This is a genomic window from Erwinia sp. LJJL01 (genome assembly GCF_047300805.2).
GTDB classification, from domain to species: domain Bacteria; phylum Pseudomonadota; class Gammaproteobacteria; order Enterobacterales; family Enterobacteriaceae; genus Erwinia; species Erwinia aphidicola.
In genome coordinates this window covers 2,385,532-2,408,884 of sequence record NZ_CP178576.1, presented here as the reverse complement: position 1 = coordinate 2,408,884, position 23,353 = coordinate 2,385,532, and the positions used below count along the sequence as shown (strand labels likewise).

Genomic DNA, 23,353 nt, shown 5'->3' with positions numbered 1-23,353 from the left:
CCCCTGTCAAAGACAGAGGGTTTTTACTCACGCGAGGTGGGGGAATTACATCATTCCGCCCATACCACCCATGCCGCCCATGCCGCCGCCAGCACCTAAGTCAGGCGCATCGCCTTTAGGCAGGTCGGTCACCATGCATTCGGTGGTGATCATCAGGCCAGCAACAGAGGCCGCGTACTGCAGAGCAGAACGGGTCACTTTAGTTGGGTCGAGGATACCGAAGTCGATCATGTCGCCGTACTCTTCGGTCTGCGCGTTGTAACCGTAGTTACCTTCACCCGCTTTCACGTTGTTGGTGACCACAGATGGCTCTTCACCGGCGTTAGAAACGATCTGACGCAGTGGGGATTCCATCGCACGCAGTGCCACTTTGATACCCACGTTCTGCTCTTCGTTCTGACCACGCAGTTCAGCCAGTTTAGAAGCCACGCGTACCAGTGCAACACCACCACCAGCAACCACGCCTTCTTCTACCGCAGCACGGGTTGCGTGCAGGGCATCTTCAACGCGCGCTTTCTTCTCTTTCATTTCAACTTCAGTTGCTGCGCCCACTTTCAGCACGGCCACGCCGCCTGCCAGTTTCGCTACGCGCTCCTGCAGTTTTTCACGGTCGTAATCAGAGGTCGCTTCTTCGATCTGCTGACGGATCTGAGTCACGCGGCCGTTGATCGTCGCTTCTTCGCCCGTACCATCGATGATGATGGTGGTGTCTTTGTTGATCACAACGCGTTTCGCCTGGCCCATATCTTCCAGACCGGCTTTTTCCAGCTCCATACCGATCTCTTCAGAGATCACGGTACCACCGGTCAGCACTGCGATATCCTGCAGCATAGCTTTACGACGGTCGCCGAAGCCTGGTGCTTTAACCGCAGCCACTTTCACGATGCCGCGCATGGTGTTAACCACCAGGGTAGCCAGCGCTTCGCCTTCAACATCTTCAGCGATGATCAGCAGTGGTTTACCGGCTTTCGCAACGGCTTCCAGCACTGGCAGCATTTCACGGATGTTGGAGATTTTTTTGTCAGCCAGCAGGATGAATGGAGATTCCAGCTCAACTGCGCCAGTTTCTGGCTTGTTGATGAAGTACGGGGACAGGTAGCCACGGTCGAACTGCATACCTTCAACCACGTCCAGCTCGTCCTGCAGGCCGGTGCCTTCTTCAACGGTGATCACGCCTTCTTTGCCGACTTTTTCCATCGCCTGAGCAATCAGTTCGCCCACGGTTGCGTCGGAGTTAGCAGAGATAGTCCCCACCTGAGCGATAGCTTTAGAGTCAGAGCATGGCACAGACAGTTTTTTCAGTTCGTCAACCGCAGCGATAACCGCCTGGTCGATACCGCGCTTCAGATCCATCGGGTTCATGCCCGCAGCGACGGCTTTCAGGCCTTCGGTGATGATGGACTGAGCCAGTACGGTGGCGGTGGTGGTACCGTCGCCTGCAGCATCGTTCGCTTTAGAGGCCACTTCTTTCACCATCTGCGCGCCCATGTTTTCGAACTTGTCTTCCAGCTCGATTTCACGTGCGACAGAAACACCATCTTTGGTGATGGTCGGTGCACCAAAAGATTTATCCAGAACCACGTTACGGCCTTTCGGGCCCAGGGTAACTTTTACTGCATCTGCCAGTACGTTGACACCGCGCAGCATTTTTACGCGTGCGTCATTACCGAATTTTACGTCTTTAGCTGCCATTTTTACTTATTCCTTAAATTCGTTACGTTCAGTGACTGAAGTGAAATGAATGGGCGAGAATTACCCTTCAACAATCGCCAGAATGTCGTTTTCTGAGATGATCAGAACTTCTTCGTTGTCGATTTTTTCAGTTTTTGCGCCGTAGCCTTCGCTGAAGATCACGACATCACCCACTTTCACGTCCAACGGCTTAACGTCACCGTTTTCCAGGATGCGGCCGTTACCGACAGCCAGCACTTCGCCACGGGTCGATTTGCCCGCCGCGGAACCAGTCAGCACGATGCCGCCAGCAGATTTGGATTCAACTTCTTTACGCTTGACGATAACACGATCGTGCAATGGACGAATTTTCATTGTTAGCTCTCCTTTGAGAAGTCCAATCATTTTGGGATGAAAGCCGTGCTGCTTTGGCATCGGCCTCGTGACGGAAGAGATAAGGCCGGGTAGCACCCCTTTCAAGGGCAGGAGGTATTTTTTTTTGCTAACTGCTTCGTTCGGCGTTTTTTTGCGCAACTGGTCGCCCAGTGCAAAAAAAACGGCGCAGTCCTTAAGGCTGCGCCGCTGGCGAATTTATTGGGAAAATCAATGACGATCGTGGCGATCGTCATGCTCAATCAGATGAGACTCTTTGCGTTCGTATTCACCGTCGACGGTAAACCCGCTGTCCGGCCCGGCGCCATTGCCACGCCACATTTTAAGATGCGGCATCAGCTTCAGCGTCAGGTGCTTCTGCACCGGAGGTAACAGCAGCAGCAGGCCGAGGAAATCGGTGAAGAACCCCGGCAGCAGCAGCAGAAAGCCCGCCAGCACCAGCGAAACGCTCTTGATCATCTCCGCCGCCGGGCTTTCGCCCGCATTCAGCTTCTGCTGCATCAGCATAAAGTTTTTCATCCCCTGGTTTTTCACCAGCGAGATCCCGATGCAGGAGGTGAAGATCACCAGCAGCATGGTCAGTAAAACGCCCATCACGTGGGCCACCTGGATGAAGAGAGAGATCTCGATCCACACCAGGGCAAAAATCACTAAGAACGGTAACCAGCGCACCGTATTCTCCTGTATCAGTGGCCGCCCCACTGTGTTGCGGCGGCAGAAAATGGCGGTCTTCGCGACCGATAGTATAGAAGATGGGACCGGCAACCCCGTTTTTCAACTGGAAATGCCGAAATTCACCCGCCCCTTTCAAAGTGACCAGGATCACATATCATTGAAACTGTTTGATATGGCAAGCGGTTTAAGTGATCTGGATTCAGGCTTTTGCAACATAGCAGAATATGATCGTGCTCAGCCCAGCGCAAACGGATAAGATCCCGCGGCGGGCTGTCCACGGCCCGATAATCACTGGATGCCAGCCACGGAGCAGGCACTTAAATTGTGATGATTTAACCGGTAATCCCCTAAAAGAAGGTTCACATGGCTAATAACATTCGTATCGAAGAAGACCTGTTAGGTATGCGTGAAGTTCCCGCCGATGCTTACTACGGTGTTCATACTCTGCGTGCGATTGAAAACTTCTATATCAGCAACAGCAAAATCAGCGATATCCCTGAGTTTGTGCGCGGTATGGTGATGGTAAAAAAAGCGGCTGCGCTGGCGAACAAAGAGCTACAAACCATTCCGCGCAACATCGCTAATGCGATCGTCAATGCCTGCGATGAAGTGCTGAACAACGGCAAATGCATGGATCAGTTCCCGATTGACGTCTATCAGGGCGGCGCGGGCACCTCGGTGAACATGAACACCAACGAAGTGTTAGCCAATATCGGTCTTGAGCTGATGGGCCATCAGAAAGGGGAGTATCAGTTCCTCAACCCGAACGACCATGTCAACAAATGCCAGTCAACCAACGATGCCTACCCGACCGGTTTCCGCATTGCGGTCTATAGCTCAATCCTCAAGCTGCTGGATGCTATCGGCCAGCTGAGCGAAGGCTTTCAGCGCAAGGCCGTCGAGTTTAATACCATTCTGAAGATGGGCCGTACCCAGCTGCAGGATGCCGTCCCGATGACGCTTGGCCAGGAGTTCCACGCGTTTAACGTACTGCTGAACGAAGAGATCCGCAGCATACTGCGCACCGCTGAACTGCTGCTGGAAGTGAACCTTGGCGCCACCGCCATCGGCACGCGCCTGAATACCCCGGATGGCTATCAGCAGCTGGCGGTGCAGAAGCTGGCGGAAGTCAGCGGCCTCGCCTGCGTTCCGGCGGAAGACCTGATCGAAGCGACCTCCGACTGTGGGGCTTACGTGATGGTGCACAGCTCGCTGAAGCGCCTGGCGGTTAAACTGTCAAAAATCTGTAATGACCTGCGCCTGCTCTCCTCCGGCCCGCGTGCTGGCCTGAATGAAATCAATCTGCCTGAACTGCAGGCCGGTTCGTCCATCATGCCCGCCAAGGTGAACCCGGTCGTGCCGGAAGTGGTGAATCAGGTCTGCTTCAAGGTGATCGGCAACGACATCACCGTCACCATGGCCTCTGAAGCGGGTCAGCTGCAGCTCAACGTGATGGAGCCGGTGATTGGCCAGGCGATGTTTGAGTCGATCCACATCCTGACCAACGCCTGCTACAACCTGCTGGAAAAATGCGTCGATGGCATCACTGCCAATAAAGCGGTGTGCGAAGCCTATGTGTTTAACTCCATCGGTATCGTCACCTACCTCAACCCGTATATCGGCCACCACAACGGCGATATCGTTGGCAAAATCTGCGCCGAAACCGGTAAGAGCGTACGCGAAGTGGTGCTGGAGCGCGGGCTGCTGACCGAAAGCGAGCTTGATGACATCTTCTCCACTCAGAACCTGATGTTCCCGGTGTATAAAGCCAAACGTTACACCGATGAAAATGAACAATAATCCCTTCATCAGATAGCAGCTTAAGGCACGTCAGTTCTCAGAACGACGTGCCTTTTTACTTTGTATGGCGCACAAATTTTTAACGGTTTTTTATCTTTAGTCTTAAGGAATACAACATGTTATTACCAGAACTCATCGTCGTGTTTTTGGCGATCTATTTAGGTAGCCGGCTGGGCGGCATCGGCATTGGCTTTGCCGGGGGAATGGGGGTTCTGGTGCTCACCCTCGGTTTCCAGATCACCCCGGGAGCCATCCCGTTCGACGTGATTGAGATTATCATGGGGGTGATCGCCGCCATCGCCGCAATGCAGGTTGCCGGGGGGATGGATTACCTGGTCAGCCTGGCAGAGCGCCTGCTGCGCAAGCATCCGCGCTACATCACCTTCCTCGCGCCGCTGGTGACCTATTTTATGACGCTGCTGGCCGGAACCGGGCATACCGCATTCTCGACGCTGCCGGTGATTGCCGAAGTTGCCAAGGAGCAGGGTGTGCGCCCGTCGCGCCCGCTGTCGATTGCGGTCGTCGCCTCGCAGATTGCGATTACCGCCTCGCCTATCTCGGCGGCGGTGGTATTTATGGCCGGCATTCTCGAACCTCGTGGCATCAGCTATCTGGCGCTGCTCGGCGTGGCGATCCCGTCCACCATGGCCGCCATCTTTATTGCCGCGCTGTTCACCAACTTCTTAGGTAAGGAGTTAAAAGATGATGATGTTTACCAGGCACGTCTGGCAAAGGGTGAGGTGAGCCTGCGCGGCGCCAGCAAATTCCAGGAGAAGCCCGGCGCTAAGCGTTCAGTGCTGCTGCTGCTGCTGGGGATCGTTGCCGTGGTGCTGTACGCCACCGCCATCAGCGATGCCGTTGGGCTGATTGCCAACCCGGTGCTGCCGCGCAATGAGGCCATTGTGGTGTTTATGCTGACCGTGGCCGCGCTGATCTGCCTGACCTGTAAAATCGACACCGGGGAGATCCTCAGCGCCAGCACCTTTAAATCCGGCATGAGCGCCTGCGTCTGCGTACTCGGCGTAGCGTGGCTGGGCGACACTTTTGTTAAAGCGCATATCGGCGAGATTCAGCAGGTGGCGGGCGAGCTGCTGCATGACTATCCGTGGATGCTGGCGGTGATCCTGTTCTTCGCTTCTACCCTGCTCTATTCTCAGGCGGCGACCACCAAAGCGCTGATGCCAGCGGCGCTGCTGCTCGGCGTGTCGCCGGTTACCGCCGTCGCCTCATTTGCAGCGGTGTCCGCGCTGTTTGTGCTACCGACCTACCCAACCCTGCTGGCTGCCGTAGAGATGGACGACACCGGGTCGACGCGCATTGGCCGCTTTGTGTTTAACCACTCATTCCTGGTGCCCGGCACGCTGGCGATTATTCTGTCGGTTGCGTTTGGTTTCCTGCTCGGCGGAATTTTCCTCTGACATCAGGGTTCGATTCAGCACTGTAGGGGTCGACCTTTTTTCCGGTCGACCCGCTCATTTACTGTCGACCCTAAATTCCTACGCCATGCTATTATCTCTCCCCCGTAAGGCCGGTCCCACATGGAGAGAGAAAGACCCGTTATGACCCAGCGACTTATCCCCTACATTTTTCTGCTGTTGCTCAGCCTGTTCAGCGCTACCGCCAGTGCATCACTGTTCGGGCAGAACAGTAACAGCCAGTTTGTTCCGGTCAATCAGGCTTTTGCTTTTGATTTTCTTCAGAAAAACGATCAGCTCACGCTCAGCTGGCAGGTCAAGCCCGGCTACTACCTTTATCGCCAACAGCTGAAAATCAGCGTACAGGGCGCGACCCTGGCGCAGTGGGAACTGCCTGCAGGCAAGCCACACGAAGATGAATTCTACGGCAAGACCGAAATCTACCCTCAGAGCCTGACGCTGCCGTTTACCCTTGAGCAGGCCGGGAACGGCGCGCAGATGACGGTCACCTATCAGGGCTGCGCCGCTGCCGGATTCTGCTACCCGCCGGAAACCCGCAGCGTGCCGCTCAATGCCGTGGCAGCCCACAGCAGCGCACCTGCGCCCGCGCCATCAGCCGCCGTCAGCGCCGCGCCGGATAACCGCAGCGATAATACCCTGCCATTCTCCCCGCTGTGGGCATTGCTGATTGGGATTGGCGTGGCGTTCACCCCCTGCGTACTGCCGATGTATCCGCTGATCTCCGGCATTATCCTCGGCGGTAACCGCCAGTACCGCCTGGGCCGCCTGTTCGCGCTGGCGATGGTCTATGTGCAGGGAATGGCGCTGACCTACACGGTGATGGGGATTGTGGTCGCCGCTGCCGGGCTACGCTTCCAGGCGGCGCTGCAGGCTCCCGCCGTCCTGATCGTGCTTTCCGCGTTATTTATCGTGCTGGCGCTGTCGATGTTTGGCCTGTTCAGCCTGCAGCTGCCCTCTTCCCTGCAGACCCGCCTGACGCTGTGGAGCAACCGCCAGCAGGGGGGATCGCTGCCCGGCGTATTCCTGATGGGCGCGCTGGCCGGGCTGATCTGCTCGCCGTGCACCACTGCCCCGCTCAGCGCCATCCTGCTGTATATCGCCCAGAGCGGCAATATGCTGGCCGGTGGCGGCACGCTGTATCTCTACGCGCTGGGCATGGGCCTGCCGCTGATTGCCATTACGCTGTTTGGTAACCGCCTGCTGCCGAAAAGCGGCCCGTGGATGCAGACGGTCAAAGAGGGCTTCGGCTTCGTCATCCTCGCCCTGCCGGTGTTCCTGCTGGAACGCGTTATCGGCGATGCCTGGGGCCTGCGCCTGTGGAGCGCGCTGGGCGTGGCCTTCTTCGGCTGGGCATTTATCAGCAGCCTGAAAGCCAACCGCGGCTGGCTGCGCGTGCTGCAAATCCTGCTGCTGGGCGCCATGCTGATTGCTGCCCGCCCGTTACAGGACTGGGCCTTCGGCAATGCGCCAACGGCAGAATCGGCCGCGCACCTCAGCTTTAACCGCGTCAGCAGCGTTGAGCAGCTCAACCAGCAGCTGCAAAACAGCGCGGGCAAAATCACCCTGCTCGATCTGTATGCCGACTGGTGCGTGGCCTGCAAAGAGTTTGAGAAGTACACCTTCAGCGACGGCCAGGTGCAGAGCGCGCTCGGCCAGCTGCAGCTGTTACAGGCGGACGTCACCGCCAACAGTGCCACCGACAGCGCCCTGCTCCAGCACCTGAACGTGCTCGGCCTGCCGACCATTTTGTTCTTCGATGCCAGCGGCCACGAAATTCCCGGCTCGCGCATCACCGGCTGGATGAAACCTGCCGCTTTCCGCGCGCATTTGCAGAAACTGGCGCGTTAAACGACACTAAGGTTCGATAATGAAGTGTAAAAGAGGAGAACCGCGTGCAGCGTGAACACGTACTTGAACAGGCTCTGAACGTGCTGGAGCAGCATGGCCTTGCGGCGACCACCTCTCTTGAAATGATGGCGGGTGAACTGGACTGCAGTGCACAGGAGCTGCAGCGCTTCTGGCCGGATCGCGACGCGCTGCTGTATGACGCGCTGCGCTATCACGGCCAGCAGATCGACGTGTGGCGCCGCCAGCTGCTGCTGGATGATAGCCTGAGCGCCGGGCAAAAACTGCTGGCCCGTTACCAGGTGCTGGCCGATGCGGTGAACAATAAGCGCTATCCCGGCTGCCTGTTTATTGCCGCCTGCAGCTTCTATCCGCAGCCGGAGCACCCGATCCACCAGATTGCCGAGCTGCAAAAACAGGCTTCGTGGCAGTTCACTCATCAATTGCTGAGCGAGCTGGAAACGGACAACCCTGCGGGCGTCGCGCACCAGATGGAGCTGATTCTGGAGGGCTGCCTGTCACGCCTGCTGGTTAAACGCCAGGTAGAGGATGTCGAGACTGCGCGCTGCCTGGCGGAAGATGTGCTCAACTTTGCGCTGTGCCGCAAGAACGGTGCGCTGAGCTGAACAGCTTTTAATCCAGGCGGGCAAAAAGCAGGCAGTCGGCGGGAGTTTGCGTCTTTTTTATGACAAAGCCGTTGACGCCGAACGGCCTTTACGGTTTAATGCGCCCCGTTGCCCGAATAGCTCAGTCGGTAGAGCAGGGGATTGAAAATCCCCGTGTCCCTGGTTCGATTCCGGGTTCGGGCACCATATTTAGAAAAACCCGCCTCTGGCGGGTTTTTTGCTTTCTGTGCTTACCGCTTTTTTACCGCAGGCTTCAGGCAGCTCAATACCAGCCCGATAATGATCAGCAGCACGCCGATCAGCGCCCCGATATGGAAAGGTTCGGAGAATATCGGCAGCGCGATCGCCAACAGCCACACCAGCACATAGCTCAGGCTGAGCAGCGGATAAGCCCGGCTGAGCGCGATACGCCTGAGCGCCAGCATCCAGCAAAGCATCGACAGCGTATAGGCCAGCAAGCCGGCACACAGCGCTATCACCGCAGGCAGCGACAGCTGCTGCCACTGCCCGGCGATCTCCTCAATGCCCGGCAATCTCACCATCGACCAGCGCAGCATCAGCTGAGCCAGCGTCACCAGCATCACGCTGCACAGGGCAAAAACGTACCCCATTATACGTAACTCCCGATCATCGCCACGCCCACCATAATCAGCGCTGTACCCAGCCACTGATTCCACGTGAGCTGTTCACGCCAGATAAAATGCCCCGCCAGCGCGACCAGGATAAAGTTGATGCTCAGCATCGGGTAAGCCAGGCTAACCGGCAGCCGTTGTAGCACCATCAGCCACACCAGCATGCCGCCTGCCAACAGCAGCACGCTGGCAATGAGCCAGCGCAGCATCAGGCGGCGCTGAGTCTGATGTGCCGCCTGTTTCTGGCACAGCTGCCCGGCACAGGTCAGCAGACTGGTTAACAGCACCAACAGCAGGCTGATGATCATTTTACGGCGTAGTACTGCAGCAGCAGCAAGCGATCGGCACGATAGACATAATCAGCGGGCGGCAGATTGGTCGGCGTCGCTTCACCACGGTTGAGCATCAGCACCAGCGAAACGGTTCCATCCTGACGATGGGCCGCCAGCCACTGCGGGAAATCCTGCTCGCTGACGTAACGCGCCTGCGCATCCGGGTAGCTCAGGCCATAGCTCAATTCACCCTTCTTATCGAACGCGAGGATATCGCTGCGCTGTAGCGCCCAGGCGATGCCGGAGGCGATCCCTGAGTTATCGCTAAGAATAAAGCGGCTGCCAGCCAGCCTATCCGCGATAGGCTGGATAAACACCTGAGGCTGTTTGGTGTTCTGCACGCTCTCCGGAATAGCCGCTCCTACGCACAGCGCCAGCGCCAGCGGACAAAGCGCCGCGGCTAGCCAGCGGTGAGCACCGGGCCGCAGGCTCAGGAGGCCCGCCAGCGCCCAGCCCGCGAAGGAGAGCGTTGCCATCCCCAGCGCCAGCATCTGATGCGCCGGGTAGAGCGGGCGGTGGCTCAATCCCCATGGAGCCAGTACCAGCAGCAGCGCGATGACACAAACCAGCCCAAAGGCAACATTGATCCAGCCATTCACCTTGAGGATGCGGCTGCCCTGCTGCGCCAGGCGGTAGCCATACTGCGCCATCAGCAGGGCCAGCGGGGCAAACAGCGGCAGCAGATAGGTCGGCAACTTACCTTTGGCGATGCTAAAGAACAGGAATGGGATCACCACCCAGCTGAGTAAATACAGTCCACCGGCAGACTGCTGTCGTTCGCGCCAGCCCATCGATAACGCGCCGGGTAACAGGGCCGCCCACGGCAGCGCGCCCGCCACGATAATTGGCAGGTAATACCAGAATGGCGCTTTATGCTGGGCATCGGAGTCGGCAAAGCGCTGAATATGCTCAACCCAGAAGAAATAGTGCCAGAAGTCAGGCTGCTGCTGATGAATGGCCATCGCCCACGGCATGCTTAACAGCGCCGCACTGACTACCGCCAGCGGACCGTAAACCAGCAGTTCACGCAGGCGCTGATGCCAGATCGCCCAGGGCAGAATGGCGATCGCCGGCACCGCGAGCGCCAGAAAACCTTTGGTCATAAAGCCCATACCACAGGCTAATCCCAGCAGCAGATAGCGCAGCACCCGCTGCCTGACGCTCACCGCTTCGCTGGCGAACCAGTAGCAGCACATCGCCGCCGTCATCCACAGCGCCAGCATCGGGTCGAGCACCGCGTAGGTGCCCACGCCGTAGACCAGCAGCGAGGTGAGGAAAATCACGCTCGCCGTCAGCGCAATGGCGCGCCCGCCATAGATGCGCCGCCCCAGCCAGTACACCATCAGCGCACTGAGCAGCGTGCAAAATACCGAACCGATGCGCACGGCAAAATTATTATGACCAAATATCATCTGGCCAATGTTATTGAACCAGTAACCGGCTATCGGCTTCTCGAAATAGCGCGAATCAAAGAAATGCGGCGTTACCCAGTTGCCGCTTTGCAGCATCTCGCGACTGATCTCCGCGTAACGCGTTTCGTCAGGTTGCCACAGGTGGCGGAATTCAATCGGGATTAAGTAATAGAGAATGAATAATGAAATCAATAAGAGCGATTTGCTGGTTGTCGTCATTCCGATGATCCTGTCAAAGTTTCACAGCCAAGCCATCCTTCGCGACCGGCAATATGACCACGGATAATTTTTCCGGTCGGTAAAGTGTTTACATCTTGCGGCAGTAGCTCGCTCAAAGGACAAAACTGCAATCCCTGCTCCTTAGCGCGCTGGAGCAGTTCGGAGAAAGCCTGAAGCTGGCTAATCCCCTCCACTTCGGCATGAATGGTATAGACCGGCGTCCCCTGGTCGGCATGAATCTTGGCGAGGATGTAGTCGTTAAAGCGCCCGGCGCTGACCGCTGGCCCCACCACTTCATCCCAGGTGGGCAACGTGACCGGGATCTGCACCGTGCCCGGCTGCCCGTTACTCAGCAGCGGGCGAAACGGTGCCGTGCCCCGGCAGTCGCTGTTATAGGTAAATCCGCAGCCCTGCTTGGCCTGCACCACCCGGCCATCGGCACGCCAGCCAGCCACGGCAGAGCAGGTTACCGGCTGCCCGATAATCGCTTCCAGCGCTTCGCGCCCGAGAGCGATATGCCTGTCGAGCTGCGCGCTGGGCCAGACGCCAGCCCAGGTCTGCCAGGCGAAGTGATCCCAGGCGTGCAGGCCCACTTCATGATGTTCGGCGGTGGCCAGAATAGTAGATTTCAACCCCTCGCCAATCACCTTGCCCGGCCATGCGGTGCCGGCCAGCAAAATATCCCAACCGTAGAGCGATGCCGCGCGCGAGCGCAGCATTTTCCACAGGAAACGCGGTTTTAACAGGCGCCATAAATGACGCCCCATATTGTCTGGTCCAACGCTGAAGAAGAAAGTGGCCTGAATATTATGCTGGTTAAACACATTCAGCAGCGCAGGCACCCCCTGCTCGGTTCCGCGCCAGGTATCGACATCAACCCGCAGACCGACTTTTCTCATTCATCGCCCTCCTGCAGCTCAACGGTGCGCAGGAAGAAGTCGAGCGTGTTATCGATGGTGGTGTTCATCTCCACCGTCGGAACCCAACCCAGCAGACGTTTGGCATTACGGATAGACGGCTTGCGATGTTCCACATCCTGATAGCCTTTACCGTAATAGCTGCTGCTTTCCACCTCGCGGAAGCCGGCAAACGGCGGGAAGCGGTCGCGCAGCGGATGGCGCTCAAAGCTGGCGAGCAGGCATTCGGCCAGCTCTTTGATACTGGCTTCGTTATCCGGATTACCGATATTCACAATCTGCCCATCGCAGTTGTTATCTCTGTTTTCTATAATGCGGAACAGCGCTTCAATGCCGTCGCTGATATCGGTGAAGCATCGCTTCTGACGGCCACCGTCAATCAGCTTGATCGGCGAACCTTCCACCAGATTAAGAATGAGCTGGGTAATGGCGCGCGAGCTGCCAATGCGCGCGGCATTCAGGTTATCAAGGCGCGGTCCCATCCAGTTAAACGGGCGGAACAGCGTAAAGCGCAGCCCCTCTTTTTCGCCATATGCCCAGATGACGCGGTCCAGCAGCTGCTTCGACACCGAGTAAATCCAGCGCTGTTTGTTGATGGGGCCAACCACCAGGTTGGAGTTATCCTCATCGAAGTTGGCATCGGTACACATCCCGTACACTTCGGACGTCGACGGGAAGATGATGCGCTTACCGTACTTCACGCAGTCACGAATGATTTTGAGGTTCTCTTCGAAGTCCAGTTCAAATACCCGGAGCGGATTGCGGGTGTATTCAATTGGCGTGGCGATGGCAACCAGCGGCAGGATCACGTCACATTTTTTGATGTGATACTCGATCCACTCGGAGTGAATGCTGATATCCCCTTCGACAAACTGGAAACGGGGATGGCCGACAAAGCGGCTGATGGCATCGGAACCGATATCGAGGCCAAACACGTCAAAATTGTCATCGCGCAGCAGACGCTCGGTCAGGTGGTTACCGATAAAGCCATTGACGCCCAGGATCAGCACGCGCGTGCGGCGTTTGATCGCCGCGACCGGCCTGGAGTAGAGCAGCGCGCCCGTTACCATGCCAAGGTTCTGCGCCAGCTGGCTGCCGTTCATATAGACGCTGTTTTCGGTCTGACCAGTGAGAATTTCCAGCGCACCGTCACCGCAGGCCACCACAAACGGCTCTGCTGACAGCACGGTGCCTGGCTTAGCCTGGCTGTTGCTCGCCAGCACTTTGGCTTTCCACACCACAAATTTTGAGGTCCCGGCATAGGCAAAAGCGCCCGGCCACGGATCGGTGACGGCGCGGATCAGGTTATTGACCTGCTGCGCCGAAAGCGCCCAGTTAATACGCCCATCTTCTGGCGTACGGCGGCCCACCACCGTTGCCTGCGTTTCATCCTGCGGCTGGCCGGTGATGGTGCCCTGCTTCATCACCGGCAGAATGTTTTCCAGCAGCGTGCTGGCGCTCTTCACCATCTTATGGTGCAGCGTCAGCGCGTTATCTTCCGCTTCAATGCTGACACGCTGCTGGGCCACAATCTCACCCGCATCGGCCTGTTTCACCATGCGGTGCAGCGTGACCCCGGTTTCGCTTTCCCCATTAACCAGCGCCCAGTTAAGCGGCGCGCGGCCACGATATTTCGGCAACAGGGAACCATGCAGGTTAAACGCGCCGTGCTGCGCGCTGTTAAGGATGCGGTCGCAAAGCAGGTTGCGATAGTAGAAGGAGAAAATCAGGTCTGGTGCCATCGCCTGAATACGGTCGATCCACAGCGGGTGATTGACGTCATCAGGGGCATACACCGGGATGCTGTTTTCCGCCGCCAGACGCGCTACCGAGCCAAAGAAATGATTCTCAGACGCCCGATCGGCATGGGTGAAAATCGCGCTGATGGAAAAACCTGCCTGAAGCAGCGCGCGGATACCCGCACAGCCCATGTCGTGATAAGCAAAAACGATGGTTTTCATTACTCGGATTCCTGTACTGAAGCGTCTTTCTTAGGATGGATAACGCGTTGAATAAAATAGCGAGGTCTGGCCCGCACATCGTTGTAGATGCGGCCGATATATTCACCGAGCAGCCCCATACCGATAAACTGCGCCCCGATAAACATAAACAGGATGGCAAACAGCACAAAGACACCTTCGCCCGCCCAGGCGGCACCGAAAAACAGGCGCAGCACGATCAACATCAGGGAGAAGGCAAACCCTGACAGCGCAATCAGGCTGCCAAGCACGCTGAGCATGCGCAGCGGCGTGGTGGTCAGGCAGGTCACCAGGTCATACATCAGGTTAATCAGGCGCATAAAGCTGTATTTAGAGTCGCCAAACTCGCGCTCGGCGTGCGTCACCGGCAGCTCAATGGTACGGCGCGCAAAGGTATTGGCGAGGATCGGAATAAAGGTGCTGCGCTCATGGCAGTTGAGCATCGCATCGATAATATGGCGACGATAGGCGCGCAGCATGCAGCCATAATCCCCCATCGCCTTACCCGTAACGCGCTGGATAAGGTGGTTGATGGTGCGCGACGCGCGGCGGCGGAACCAGCTGTCCTGGCGGTTCTGGCGCACCGTGCCCACCACGTCATACCCTTCCTGAGCAGCAGCAACCAGCCGGGGGATCTCTTCCGGCGGGTTTTGTAAATCCGCGTCCAGCGTGATGATGAGATCGCCGCTCACATGGCTAAACCCGGCCATAATCGCCGAGTGCTGGCCGTAGTTGCGGTTCAGCAGCACCGCCACCACATGGCTGCCGGCCGTTTCGGCGGCGGCGGCGATCATCTCGGCGGAGGCATCCTGGCTGCCGTCATCCACCAGCAGGATTTCATACCGCAGATTCAGCGTTTGACAGGCAGCCTCGGTGCGGCGGATCAGCTCGGGCAGGCTCTCCTGCTCGTTATAAACCGGGATCACCACCGACACTTTCTCAATTTTTTTATCCGTCATCATTTAAACCCCGGCAAGCCCGCGCAGTGCAGTAATCACGCGCTCGACGTCACTGTCGGTCATATCAGGAAAAAGCGGGATGGAGCAGATACGCTCGCTGTTCCACTCGGTAGCAGGCAGCGAGAGCTGCGGATAGCGTTCGCGGTAATAGCGGTGGGTATGCGCCGCGCGGAAATGCAGCCCGGTGCCAATATCCTGCGCTTTCAGCGCCTGCATCAACCCATCGCGGGAGATGCCGCAGGTGGTCTCGTCGACGCGAATAATAAACAGATGCCAGGCGTGCCGGTGTGGCCATCCCGGCTGGGCCAGCGGCTTGAATGGCGTGTCCTGCAGCGCGGCAAGATAACGCTGTGCGATGGCGCTGCGGCGGGCGTTGATCTCGTCCAGCTTTGCCAGCTGTACCAGCGCGATTGCCGCGCTGATATCCGGCAGGTTGTATTTAAACCCGGGGGAGATCACCTCCGCCTGCGGCTGGCGGCCGTGAGTCTGGCGGTCAAACGCATCAACGCCGAGGCCGTGGAATTTCAGCATGCGAATGCGCTCGGCCAGCGCGGCGTCGTCCGTCACCACCAGCCCGCCTTCTGCGCAGGTCATATTTTTGATGGCGTGGAAGGAGAAAATTGCAGTCCCCTGCCCGCCGACATGGCGCTGGTGATAGTAGGTCCCCGCCGCGTGCGCGGCATCCTCAATCACCGCAATACCGTGGCGCTGACCAATGGCCTGAATGGCGTCGATATCCGCAGGCGCACCGGCGTAATGGACGGGAATGATCGCTTTGGTACGTGGGGTGATCGCCGCTGCAACCGCCTCTGGCGTGACCATTAACGTCTCCGGGTCAACATCGATCATCACCGGCGTAGCGCCCAGCAGCGTGATGATATTCAGCGTTGAAACCCAGGTCATTGACGGCGTGATCACTTCATCACCCGCCTGAATATTTAACGCCATCAGCGTGACGTGCATACCTGCCGTGGCCGAACTTACGGCGATGGCATGCTGATTACCGGTTAGCTGGCAGAACGCCTGTTCGAGCTCAGCACACTTTGGCCCGGTAGTGATCCAGCCGGATTGAAATACTTCCTGTACCGCGGCCAGCTCCGCTTCACCCAGTGAAGGGCGCGAAAAGGGAAGGAACGCCATTATTAAAATCCTTTAATGTTTTCAGTCTGTTCAATTTAGCACAACGTGCTTTTCTGGCGTCCCGCAGGGATAGTAATTACACATAAAATTTTACTTAAATGTGACAGTTAGCTCTCAGCACGCATATTTTTCTGTCGGGAATAGCCGCAGGTTATCTCAGCCCACGCCCATCATGAGATGCAGATTAATCCTATATGAGCTTCCTTAACTAAACATTAAACGCAACGCTGAACAATCTATCTCCGTAGAAGAGAAATTAAAATTACCCAAACAAAATAATGAGTTATGCGCACAAAGATTTCACGAGCGCTACGATACTTTGCCGCTTCGGGTTTCTCCCTGTCAGGAAAAAAAGAGCACATATTGCGCGACTGGCAATTTGGCCGGGTAACAAGGAGGGAGAAAGGAAGAGTTAAAAGAGTAAGAAATTGAGGCGACAGCGGCCAGAAACGGTGCGCAGAAATCGTGCAGCGGGCGGATCAAAAACAGGAGGGGGAAAATTAACGCTGCCTTAAGGTGGTCTTAATATTTTAGCCATATCATTACTTTTTTTTCAGGAGTCTGTCGTGATGAAATCGGTAATTAACGCGTCAGCCGCGCTGGCGCTCACTTCGCTGGCCCTGGTGAGCTTTCTGTACATCTGGTTTACTCTGTGAACCCCACCTCATGCTGTCATCAGGTTTTGTCTTTTTCCCCCTGCCTGATTAACGCATAGCCAAAGCTACGCACCGTGCGAATGCGCTCTTTGCCAATTTTCTCCCGTAAGTTATGGATATGCACTTCCAGTACGTTGGTGGTGGGTTGGCTCCTGCGCTGATAAATATCCTCACACAGCGTATCGCGGTGCACCGGGTTGCCAACGCTCATCATCAGGCGCGCCAGGATGACATACTCTTTGGGGGTAATTTCGAGCGCCCGATCGTTCATAAAAATCTGGCGATATTTCATTTCGAGGCGCAGATCGTCGACCACCACCTGCTGTCGCCCGCGAATCCCGGAGTGGGTCAGTTTATGCACCCGCGCCAGCAGCTCCTGGTTCGAAAAGGGCTTGATGATGTCATCGTCCGCACCGGCTTCAAGCCCGGCAATACGCTCATCGACCGCGTCGCGGGCGGTGATAATCAGCACCGGCAAGCGTTTAATCTGGTGGCATAAATGTGACAGCAGGTAGAGGCCCGCGCCGTCCGGCAGCCCGAGGTCAAGGATCACCAGCTGGTATAAGCCGGAAGCGAGATGCGTTTCCGCCTCCCGCCGGGTGGCGACCCCTTCGCAAACATAACCTTCGCCTTCCAGTGCCAGAATAAGGCCCTGCAAAAGCAGGGCATCATGCTCGACAATAAGAATTTTCATGGATTATCGACTCCGGCATGACGTCAGAATGTCATCCCCTGGAACATACTCTTTGGTCTGCGTGCCGGTTAATCCCAGCATCGTGGAGAACAGGTTGTCCTGAGAAAACTCATCGTTTTTCGCCAGCTTTTTCAGACACTCGCCGTTAACGCCATAGCGCTGCTGATAGTCCGGCGACAGCCAGATCAACATCGGGACGTGCTTCTGCGTCATCGGCGCAATCGCATACGGCAGGCCGTGCAGATAGGCGCCGTTTTCCCCCAGCGACTCACCGTGATCGGAGAGATAAACCAGGCTGGTGGTGTACCGATCCTGATGTGATTTCAGCACGTTAATCGCTTTATCGACGATGTAATCGATATACAGAATGGTATTGTCGTAAGTATTTATCAGCTGCTGCTGCGAGCACTCCTGAATCTGGCTGGTATCACAGGTCGGGGTAAATTTGCGGAACTGTGGCGGATAACGGTGCCAGTAGGTCGGGCCGTGGCTGCCGATGGTGTGCAGAACAATGACGCCGTTGCCTTTCAGGTTCTGAATATAATCCTCAAGATTGTGGAACAGCGCCTCGTCGTAACATTCACCGTTGATGCACATATCTGCCAGGTTCAGGCTGGTGACATCCTCATGCGGCACGCGATCGCAGGCCCCTTTACAGCCGCCATCGTTATCCTTCCACAGCACCTGAATACCGGCGCGCTGAATGATATCCAGCATCCCCTCCTGGTGAGCGGCAAGGTCGCTGTCGTAATGGGCGCGTGGCATATTGGAGAACATGCAGGGCACCGACACCGCCGTGGCCGTGCCGCACGAAATGGTGTGCGGGAAGTAAGCCACATCCTCTTTTGCCAGCAGCGGCGTGGTCTCACGCGAATAAGTGCCGCCCAGCGAGAAGTTGTCCGCGCGCGTGGTTTCACCCAGCACGATAATGGTCAGATTTTTTTTACCGCCGCTCATTAACGGGTTTAGCTTTGCATCCTCGCCAATCTTAATCAGCGGAGCATTCGCCAGCTTCTGATGCGAGTAATAAGAGAGCGAGGCGACAATGCTGTTCGACGGGCTTAACGCCTTCACCAGTTCCTTATTATTGCGAAACAGCGAGGCATAATCTTTGTAGAAGAACAGCGCCACCAGCAGGATCAGGCAGATGGAGATCGCCACGCCGATCAGGCGATAGAGCGCGCTTCTCCACAGCGGCTGCGTCTTTTTAATCCGCACCCAGAACGCCATCACCATCATCAGTACCGCCGTCAGCAGCAGCGTAATCACCATTTTCGGCGTCAGTAGCGCAAAGGTCTCCGATGCGGTGGTGTCCATCATGTTCACGATCATCGAACGGTCGAGCACAATGCCGTAATTGATAATGAAATACTGCGCGCAGGCCGAGACCAGGATAAACAGGGCAATCACCGGGCGGTCGAGCCACAGGAACGAGGCCAGCGTGGTGATGATATTAATCACGCTAAAAGCCACCACCGGCATCGACAGGAACACCAGCACGGTGCGCAGGTTATCAAGCGGCATATCCACTAAAACCTGACGGTAATAGGCAATATTCAGAAAGACTGAGATATAGAGTGAAAAGAGAATCAGATAAGAGATGCGGCTCAGCGCTGGTCTTTTAAAGTAAAGCAGTGGCATAACTTTTGGGCCCATTATCAAACAATTGCACCCAGTGTCGCCACCGCAGATTAGGAATACCTTAAGGCATTTAATAAATATGACATGGAGATTTTTTTTACTTTTATTATCAATAAAATAACGCTGCTTACTCTACGCTCAGCCGCTTAATTTATCGCCAACCGCCATATTGGCCATGGCCACACACTCCGCGTGTAGGATTTCCAACGCCCCAGAACCACAGGCAACCATCAGCGGTGAGATCGAAATCAGGGTGCCCGGCGGTTGCGGGGAAGATTCGTTGATCGCCCGGCTCTGCCAGATGATGATGCGCTGCCCCTGATAGCCGCTAAAAGCGCCTGGCCAGGGCCGCGTCAGCGCACGGATAAGATTGTGAACCTCGTCGGCGCTCTGCTGCCAATGGATTTCACCGTCTTCAGGCTTACGCGCACCAAAACTGCTGGCCTGGCTTTCGTCCTGTTCCGTTTCCGTCAGCCGCCCTGCCTTCAGCGCAGGAAGCCAGAGGGCCAACTGCGCCGCACTGGTGGCGACCAGCTTGTTATGCAGCGAAAAAACATCATCCTGTGGGGTAATGGCCACCCGCTGTTGAGCAAGTATCGGCCCGGCATCGGGCCGCTCGGTGATACGGTGGAGCGTGACGCCGGTCTCTTTATCCCCTTTAATCAGCGCCCAGTTCAGGTGTGCCCTGCCGCGATGGGCAGGCAGCAGGGAGGCATGCACATTGAAAGCTCCCACGCTGGCACAGGCGCGAATCTCTGCATTCAGCGCCTGACGGTATGAGAAACAAAAAATCGCTTCAGGTGCCAGCGCCCTGAGCTGCGCGACGATGGATGGCTGATTGATATCTTCAGGCATAAACACCGCAATGCCCTGCTCAGCGGCCTGCTGTGCCAGCGAACCGTGGAAGTGATTTTCACCCGGCACATCGGCATGGGTGAAAACCGCCATGACCTCATAACCGGCCGCCAGCAGCGCCTGCAATCCACTGCATCCCATATCGTGATAGCCAAACACCACCGTCTTCATCGTGCGATCCTTATGATTTACCGGAAAAACTCAAGCGACAGAATAAACCATTACTGCGCGGCGACGAGCAAAGATGACAAATTTATCATCTTCTGCTGCGCCCTCTGTTTTGTCCTGCCTGGCGCGAACTGACCGGGTCATATCGGTAAAATCAGCACGGTGGCAACACGCAGCAAAAACCTCAGCCTGACTCAGAAATAGCGGGTTAACTCCCCCCGCTGCGCTTAAGAAGATCCCTTAGAAACGCATCAACTGGTTGCAAAACGACCAGGCTGTTCCTATTATTCGCCACCTCAACATGGCTAATTATTAAGCGTTTCATTAACAAGGATTGTTTGATGTTGTTCCCTCATTTTTTGCGCCGGGCAGCGCCTTACCGCCCCTGCGCGCTAGCTTTTCCTGCGCTGCTGATGGTCTCCCCGCTGGCGCTGGCAGATGAGCAGTTAATCTTGCAACAGCAGCGGCAGAAGGCGCTTGAACAGCAGCTGCTGCCGCCCACGCCCGATATCCGTCTGCAACCCAACGTTGACCAGAGCGGCAAACTGGCATTCCCGCAGGAAACCCCGTGCTTCCACATTGACCAGGTGGTGCTAAGCGGCAAAGACGCTTTACCGCACTGGCTGCCGCTGCAGCGCATGGCGAATCAGGCGCAGGGCCAGTGCCTGGGTGGCAAAGGCATCAACCTGCTGATGAGCAGCATGCAGAACAGACTGGTGGATCACGGCTATATCACCACCCGCGTGCTGGCACCGCAGCAGGATTTGAAGAGTGGCATCCTGCGGCTCAGCCTCCTGCCCGGCTACGTTCACCAGGTGAAACTGACCCCGGACAGCGGCCGCTACGTCACCCTGTTTAATGCCTTCCCCGCCCGCTCCGGTAATCTGCTGGATCTTCGCGATATCGAACAGGGGCTGGAGAACCTGCAACGCCTGCCGACCGTGCAGGCCAGCATGGAGATCGTCCCCGGCGAACAGCCGGGTGAAAGCGACATCATGCTGCACTGGCAGCAGGCGAAAATCTGGCGTCTGGGCGCCTCGCTCGATGATTCCGGCACCCGCAGCACCGGGCGCTATCAGGGCGGTATGACCCTGTCGCTGGATAACCCCTTCTCGCTCAGCGACCTGTTCTATCTCTCCGGCACCCGCGCCGTCAGGCCCGGTAGTGACAAAGGCAGCCAGAACGTCACCGCACACTACTCGGTGCCGTTCCGCTACGCGATGCTGTCGGTCACCGGCAGCGACTATGACTACCATCAGAACGTCGCCGGGCTGAACGGTGACTATCGCTACAGCGGTAAAAGCCGCAATCTGACGGCCGAACTCAGCGAAGTACTGCACCGCAGCGGTAGCCAGAAAACCACCTTCAGCTACGCGGTACTGATGCGTGAGTCAAAGAACTACGTCAACGATACCGAAGTGGAAGTGCAACGCCGCCAGACCGCAGGCTGGCGCATCGGCCTGCAGCACCGCCATTACATCCGGCAGGCGACGCTGGATGCGGGCGTCAGCTACCAGCGCGGCACCCGCTGGTTTGGCGCGCTGCCCGCACCGGAAGAGTCCAACGGCTACGCCACCGCGCTGAGCAAAATCGTGCAGCTCAGCAGCCAGCTCAACGTGCCGTTTGCCATCGGCAGCCAGAATTTCCGCTACAGCGTGCAGTATCAGCGCCAGATCAGCAGCACCCCGCTGACGCCGCAGGAGCAGTTCGCCATTGGCAGCCGCTACAGCGTGCGCGGGTTTGACGGCGAACGCACCCTCAACGCTAACGGCGGCTGGCTGGTGCGCAACGACTTGGCATGGAGCACGCCGCTGCCTGCGCAGGAGCTCTATCTGGGGGCTGACTATGGGCATGTCAGCGGCCACGGCATTGAGGATCTGGTGGGTAACCACTTAGCCGGTGGCGTGGTCGGGCTGCGCGGCAACGTATTAAAAACCGGCTATGACCTGTTTGCCGGCGTGCCGATCGCCAAACCGGATGGCTTCAAAACCAGCCCGGTGACGCTGGGCTTCAGCCTGAACTGGGACTTCTGAGGAGCGCACCATGCAAAGCGGAATTTATGACGTTCATGCCCCGCTGCTGCTGGGCGGGGAACGCAGCGAAGCCGAAGTGTTCGGCGCCGCGGTGTGGCTGTGGATGCACTCGCCGCAGCACCGCGACCTGCCGCTGCATGCGCTGCCCACGGTGCTGCTGCCAATTATCAAGCATCAGCACTACCTGCTGGTGAGCCGCGAGGGTCGCCCGGTTTTCTTTATGAGCTGGATGTCGCTGGATAACGAGGCGGAGCGCCGCTACCTGTCGCAGCCCGCGATTATGGTGCAGGAGAGCGACTGGCTGAGCGGCGACCGCCTGTGGATCCGCGACTGGATCGCGCCGTTTGGCGACACCCGCGCCATCAGCCGCCTGGTGACGGATCTGCTGTTTCCCGACCGCTGCTTCCGCTCTCTGTATCACCAGGGAAAACGGCGCGGGATGCGGGTGATGAATTTTAAGGGCAGGCAAATCAGCCCGCAGCAGGCGCGCGCCTGGCGCGCGGGTTCACCATTATCCGTTGATATTCCCGAATTTCCGCCAGCGAAAAGTTCGCGGCGGGATGAGCAACCTAAAACTGCGCAAGCAGATATAACAACCTTAAAGGATTAAACATGAAAACATTATTTATCCGCTCTGCACTGGTCGCGATACTGGGTTTAAGCACGCAGGCCCAGGCCGATCGGCAAACCATTACTCTGGGGTATGCGCACAGCAAAGTGCAGGACCTGAAGAACATCAATGGCGTGAACGTTAAGTATCGCTATGAGTGGAATTCGCCTTTCAGCGTTATCGGTTCATTCACCTATATGGGCGGGAAGTCTGATTACTCTTACCTGGCGACGAAAGATATTATCGACAACAAAGTCGACCTTAAATACTACTCCCTGTCCGCGGGCCCGGCATACCGCATTAATTCCTACGTCAGCGTCTATGGCCTGATCGGCGTTAATTACAATAAAGCCGATTACAGCACCCGCTGGCTTAACTATGAAGCAGGCTCTTACCGCGATATGGGCACCAGCGACGGCAGCATCAGCAAAACCTCATTTATGTATGGCGCAGGTGTGCAGATCAACCCGATTGAGAATATTGCCGTGGATATTGGCTACGAAGGTTCAAGCCTGAATGACGGCGAGAAAGACCACGCCATCAACGGCTTCAGCATTGGTGTCGGCTACCGTTTCTAAGCGGCTGCCGTAGGGGTCGACCTTGTTTTCCGGTCGACCCGTGCCGTGATTGCGGGCTGACCGGAAACAAGGTCATCCCCTA

20 protein-coding genes and 1 tRNA gene are annotated in these 23,353 nt (G+C 57.0%); 8 read left to right on the top strand and 13 right to left on the bottom strand.

Going from position 1 to position 23,353, the window contains the following annotated elements; genetic code table 11:
• Positions 1-45: 45 nt before the first annotated feature.
• From groL to ACLI4M_RS11905, 3 genes are all read right to left on the bottom strand, one after another.
• Positions 46-1,692 carry a chaperonin GroEL gene (gene groL / locus ACLI4M_RS11915; RefSeq protein ID WP_133624906.1) on the bottom strand — a complete coding sequence of 549 codons (1,647 nt, stop codon included), beginning with the start codon at positions 1,690-1,692 and terminating at the stop codon, positions 46-48.
• A gap of 60 nt (positions 1,693-1,752) precedes the next feature.
• Positions 1,753-2,046, bottom strand: a complete 294-nt coding sequence (locus ACLI4M_RS11910) for a co-chaperone GroES (RefSeq protein WP_048917440.1) — start codon at positions 2,044-2,046, stop codon at positions 1,753-1,755.
• Between the two features lie 228 nt (positions 2,047-2,274).
• A complete protein-coding gene (locus ACLI4M_RS11905) occupies positions 2,275-2,736 on the bottom strand; it encodes an FxsA family protein (protein ID WP_048917441.1) in 462 nt (153 codons plus the stop codon).
• Between the two features lie 366 nt (positions 2,737-3,102).
• Here ACLI4M_RS11905 and aspA point away from each other — a divergent pair, with 366 nt between their 5' ends.
• The 5 genes from aspA to ACLI4M_RS11880 all read left to right on the top strand — a co-directional run bounded on the left by aspA (position 3,103) and on the right by ACLI4M_RS11880 (position 8,632).
• Positions 3,103-4,539, top strand: coding sequence for an aspartate ammonia-lyase (gene aspA, locus ACLI4M_RS11900; RefSeq protein WP_048917443.1), 1,437 nt, complete (start codon positions 3,103-3,105; stop codon positions 4,537-4,539).
• 116 nt (positions 4,540-4,655) lie between these two features.
• Complete coding sequence (locus ACLI4M_RS11895; RefSeq protein ID WP_133624907.1) at positions 4,656-5,957, top strand: anaerobic C4-dicarboxylate transporter; 1,302 nt, start codon at positions 4,656-4,658, stop codon at positions 5,955-5,957.
• A gap of 141 nt (positions 5,958-6,098) precedes the next feature.
• Positions 6,099-7,823: a protein-disulfide reductase DsbD gene (locus ACLI4M_RS11890; protein WP_133624908.1), complete on the top strand. Its 1,725-nt coding sequence runs from the start codon at positions 6,099-6,101 to the stop codon at positions 7,821-7,823.
• 44 nt (positions 7,824-7,867) lie between these two features.
• The gene (locus ACLI4M_RS11885) at positions 7,868-8,446 is read left to right on the top strand and encodes a transcriptional regulator (RefSeq protein WP_048917446.1); all 579 of its coding nucleotides are present in this window, start codon (positions 7,868-7,870) and stop codon (positions 8,444-8,446) included.
• Between the two features lie 110 nt (positions 8,447-8,556).
• A tRNA-Phe gene (locus ACLI4M_RS11880) sits at positions 8,557-8,632 on the top strand.
• A gap of 44 nt (positions 8,633-8,676) precedes the next feature.
• Here the strand turns inward: ACLI4M_RS11880 and arnF are convergent.
• From arnF to ACLI4M_RS11830, 10 genes are all read right to left on the bottom strand, one after another.
• The gene (gene arnF / locus ACLI4M_RS11875; protein WP_133625137.1) at positions 8,677-9,060 is read right to left on the bottom strand and encodes a 4-amino-4-deoxy-L-arabinose-phosphoundecaprenol flippase subunit ArnF; all 384 of its coding nucleotides are present in this window, start codon (positions 9,058-9,060) and stop codon (positions 8,677-8,679) included.
• A complete protein-coding gene (gene arnE / locus ACLI4M_RS11870) occupies positions 9,057-9,386 on the bottom strand; it encodes a 4-amino-4-deoxy-L-arabinose-phosphoundecaprenol flippase subunit ArnE (RefSeq protein ID WP_166643200.1) in 330 nt (109 codons plus the stop codon). The genes arnF and arnE overlap by 4 nt, the downstream gene beginning before the upstream one ends.
• A complete protein-coding gene (arnT, locus tag ACLI4M_RS11865; protein ID WP_133624909.1) occupies positions 9,383-11,041 on the bottom strand; it encodes a lipid IV(A) 4-amino-4-deoxy-L-arabinosyltransferase in 1,659 nt (552 codons plus the stop codon). The genes arnE and arnT overlap by 4 nt, the downstream gene beginning before the upstream one ends.
• Entirely contained in the window at positions 11,038-11,940 is a 903-nt protein-coding gene (arnD, locus tag ACLI4M_RS11860) for a 4-deoxy-4-formamido-L-arabinose-phosphoundecaprenol deformylase (RefSeq protein WP_133624910.1), read from the bottom strand. Before arnD ends, arnT begins: the two co-directional genes overlap by 4 nt.
• Positions 11,937-13,919 (bottom strand): bifunctional UDP-4-amino-4-deoxy-L-arabinose formyltransferase/UDP-glucuronic acid oxidase ArnA, encoded by a 1,983-nt coding sequence (gene arnA, locus ACLI4M_RS11855; protein WP_133624911.1) that lies wholly within the window; start codon positions 13,917-13,919, stop codon positions 11,937-11,939. The genes arnD and arnA overlap by 4 nt, the downstream gene beginning before the upstream one ends.
• A complete protein-coding gene (gene arnC, locus ACLI4M_RS11850; RefSeq protein WP_133624912.1) occupies positions 13,919-14,899 on the bottom strand; it encodes an undecaprenyl-phosphate 4-deoxy-4-formamido-L-arabinose transferase in 981 nt (326 codons plus the stop codon). The genes arnA and arnC overlap by 1 nt, the downstream gene beginning before the upstream one ends.
• Positions 14,900-16,036: a UDP-4-amino-4-deoxy-L-arabinose aminotransferase gene (gene arnB / locus ACLI4M_RS11845; RefSeq protein WP_208864897.1), complete on the bottom strand. Its 1,137-nt coding sequence runs from the start codon at positions 16,034-16,036 to the stop codon at positions 14,900-14,902.
• A gap of 675 nt (positions 16,037-16,711) precedes the next feature.
• Entirely contained in the window at positions 16,712-17,386 is a 675-nt protein-coding gene (locus ACLI4M_RS11840; protein ID WP_133624914.1) for a response regulator, read from the bottom strand.
• 3 nt (positions 17,387-17,389) lie between these two features.
• Positions 17,390-19,027 (bottom strand): phosphoethanolamine transferase EptA, encoded by a 1,638-nt coding sequence (eptA, locus tag ACLI4M_RS11835; protein ID WP_133624915.1) that lies wholly within the window; start codon positions 19,025-19,027, stop codon positions 17,390-17,392.
• 138 nt (positions 19,028-19,165) lie between these two features.
• Positions 19,166-20,053 carry a formyltransferase family protein gene (locus ACLI4M_RS11830; protein WP_133624916.1) on the bottom strand — a complete coding sequence of 296 codons (888 nt, stop codon included), beginning with the start codon at positions 20,051-20,053 and terminating at the stop codon, positions 19,166-19,168.
• A 410-nt stretch (positions 20,054-20,463) separates the two neighbouring features.
• Here ACLI4M_RS11830 and ACLI4M_RS11825 point away from each other — a divergent pair, with 410 nt between their 5' ends.
• The 3 genes from ACLI4M_RS11825 to ACLI4M_RS11815 are packed head-to-tail and all read left to right on the top strand — an operon-like array spanning position 20,464 to position 23,271.
• On the top strand, positions 20,464-22,083 hold the full coding sequence (locus ACLI4M_RS11825; RefSeq protein WP_253539496.1) for a ShlB/FhaC/HecB family hemolysin secretion/activation protein: 1,620 nt from the start codon (positions 20,464-20,466) through the stop codon (positions 22,081-22,083).
• 10 nt (positions 22,084-22,093) lie between these two features.
• Positions 22,094-22,693, top strand: a complete 600-nt coding sequence (locus tag ACLI4M_RS11820) for a toxin-activating lysine-acyltransferase (RefSeq protein ID WP_133624918.1) — start codon at positions 22,094-22,096, stop codon at positions 22,691-22,693.
• A gap of 2 nt (positions 22,694-22,695) precedes the next feature.
• Positions 22,696-23,271 carry an Ail/Lom family outer membrane beta-barrel protein gene (locus ACLI4M_RS11815; protein ID WP_133624919.1) on the top strand — a complete coding sequence of 192 codons (576 nt, stop codon included), beginning with the start codon at positions 22,696-22,698 and terminating at the stop codon, positions 23,269-23,271.
• The last annotated feature ends 82 nt before the right edge of the window (positions 23,272-23,353 follow it).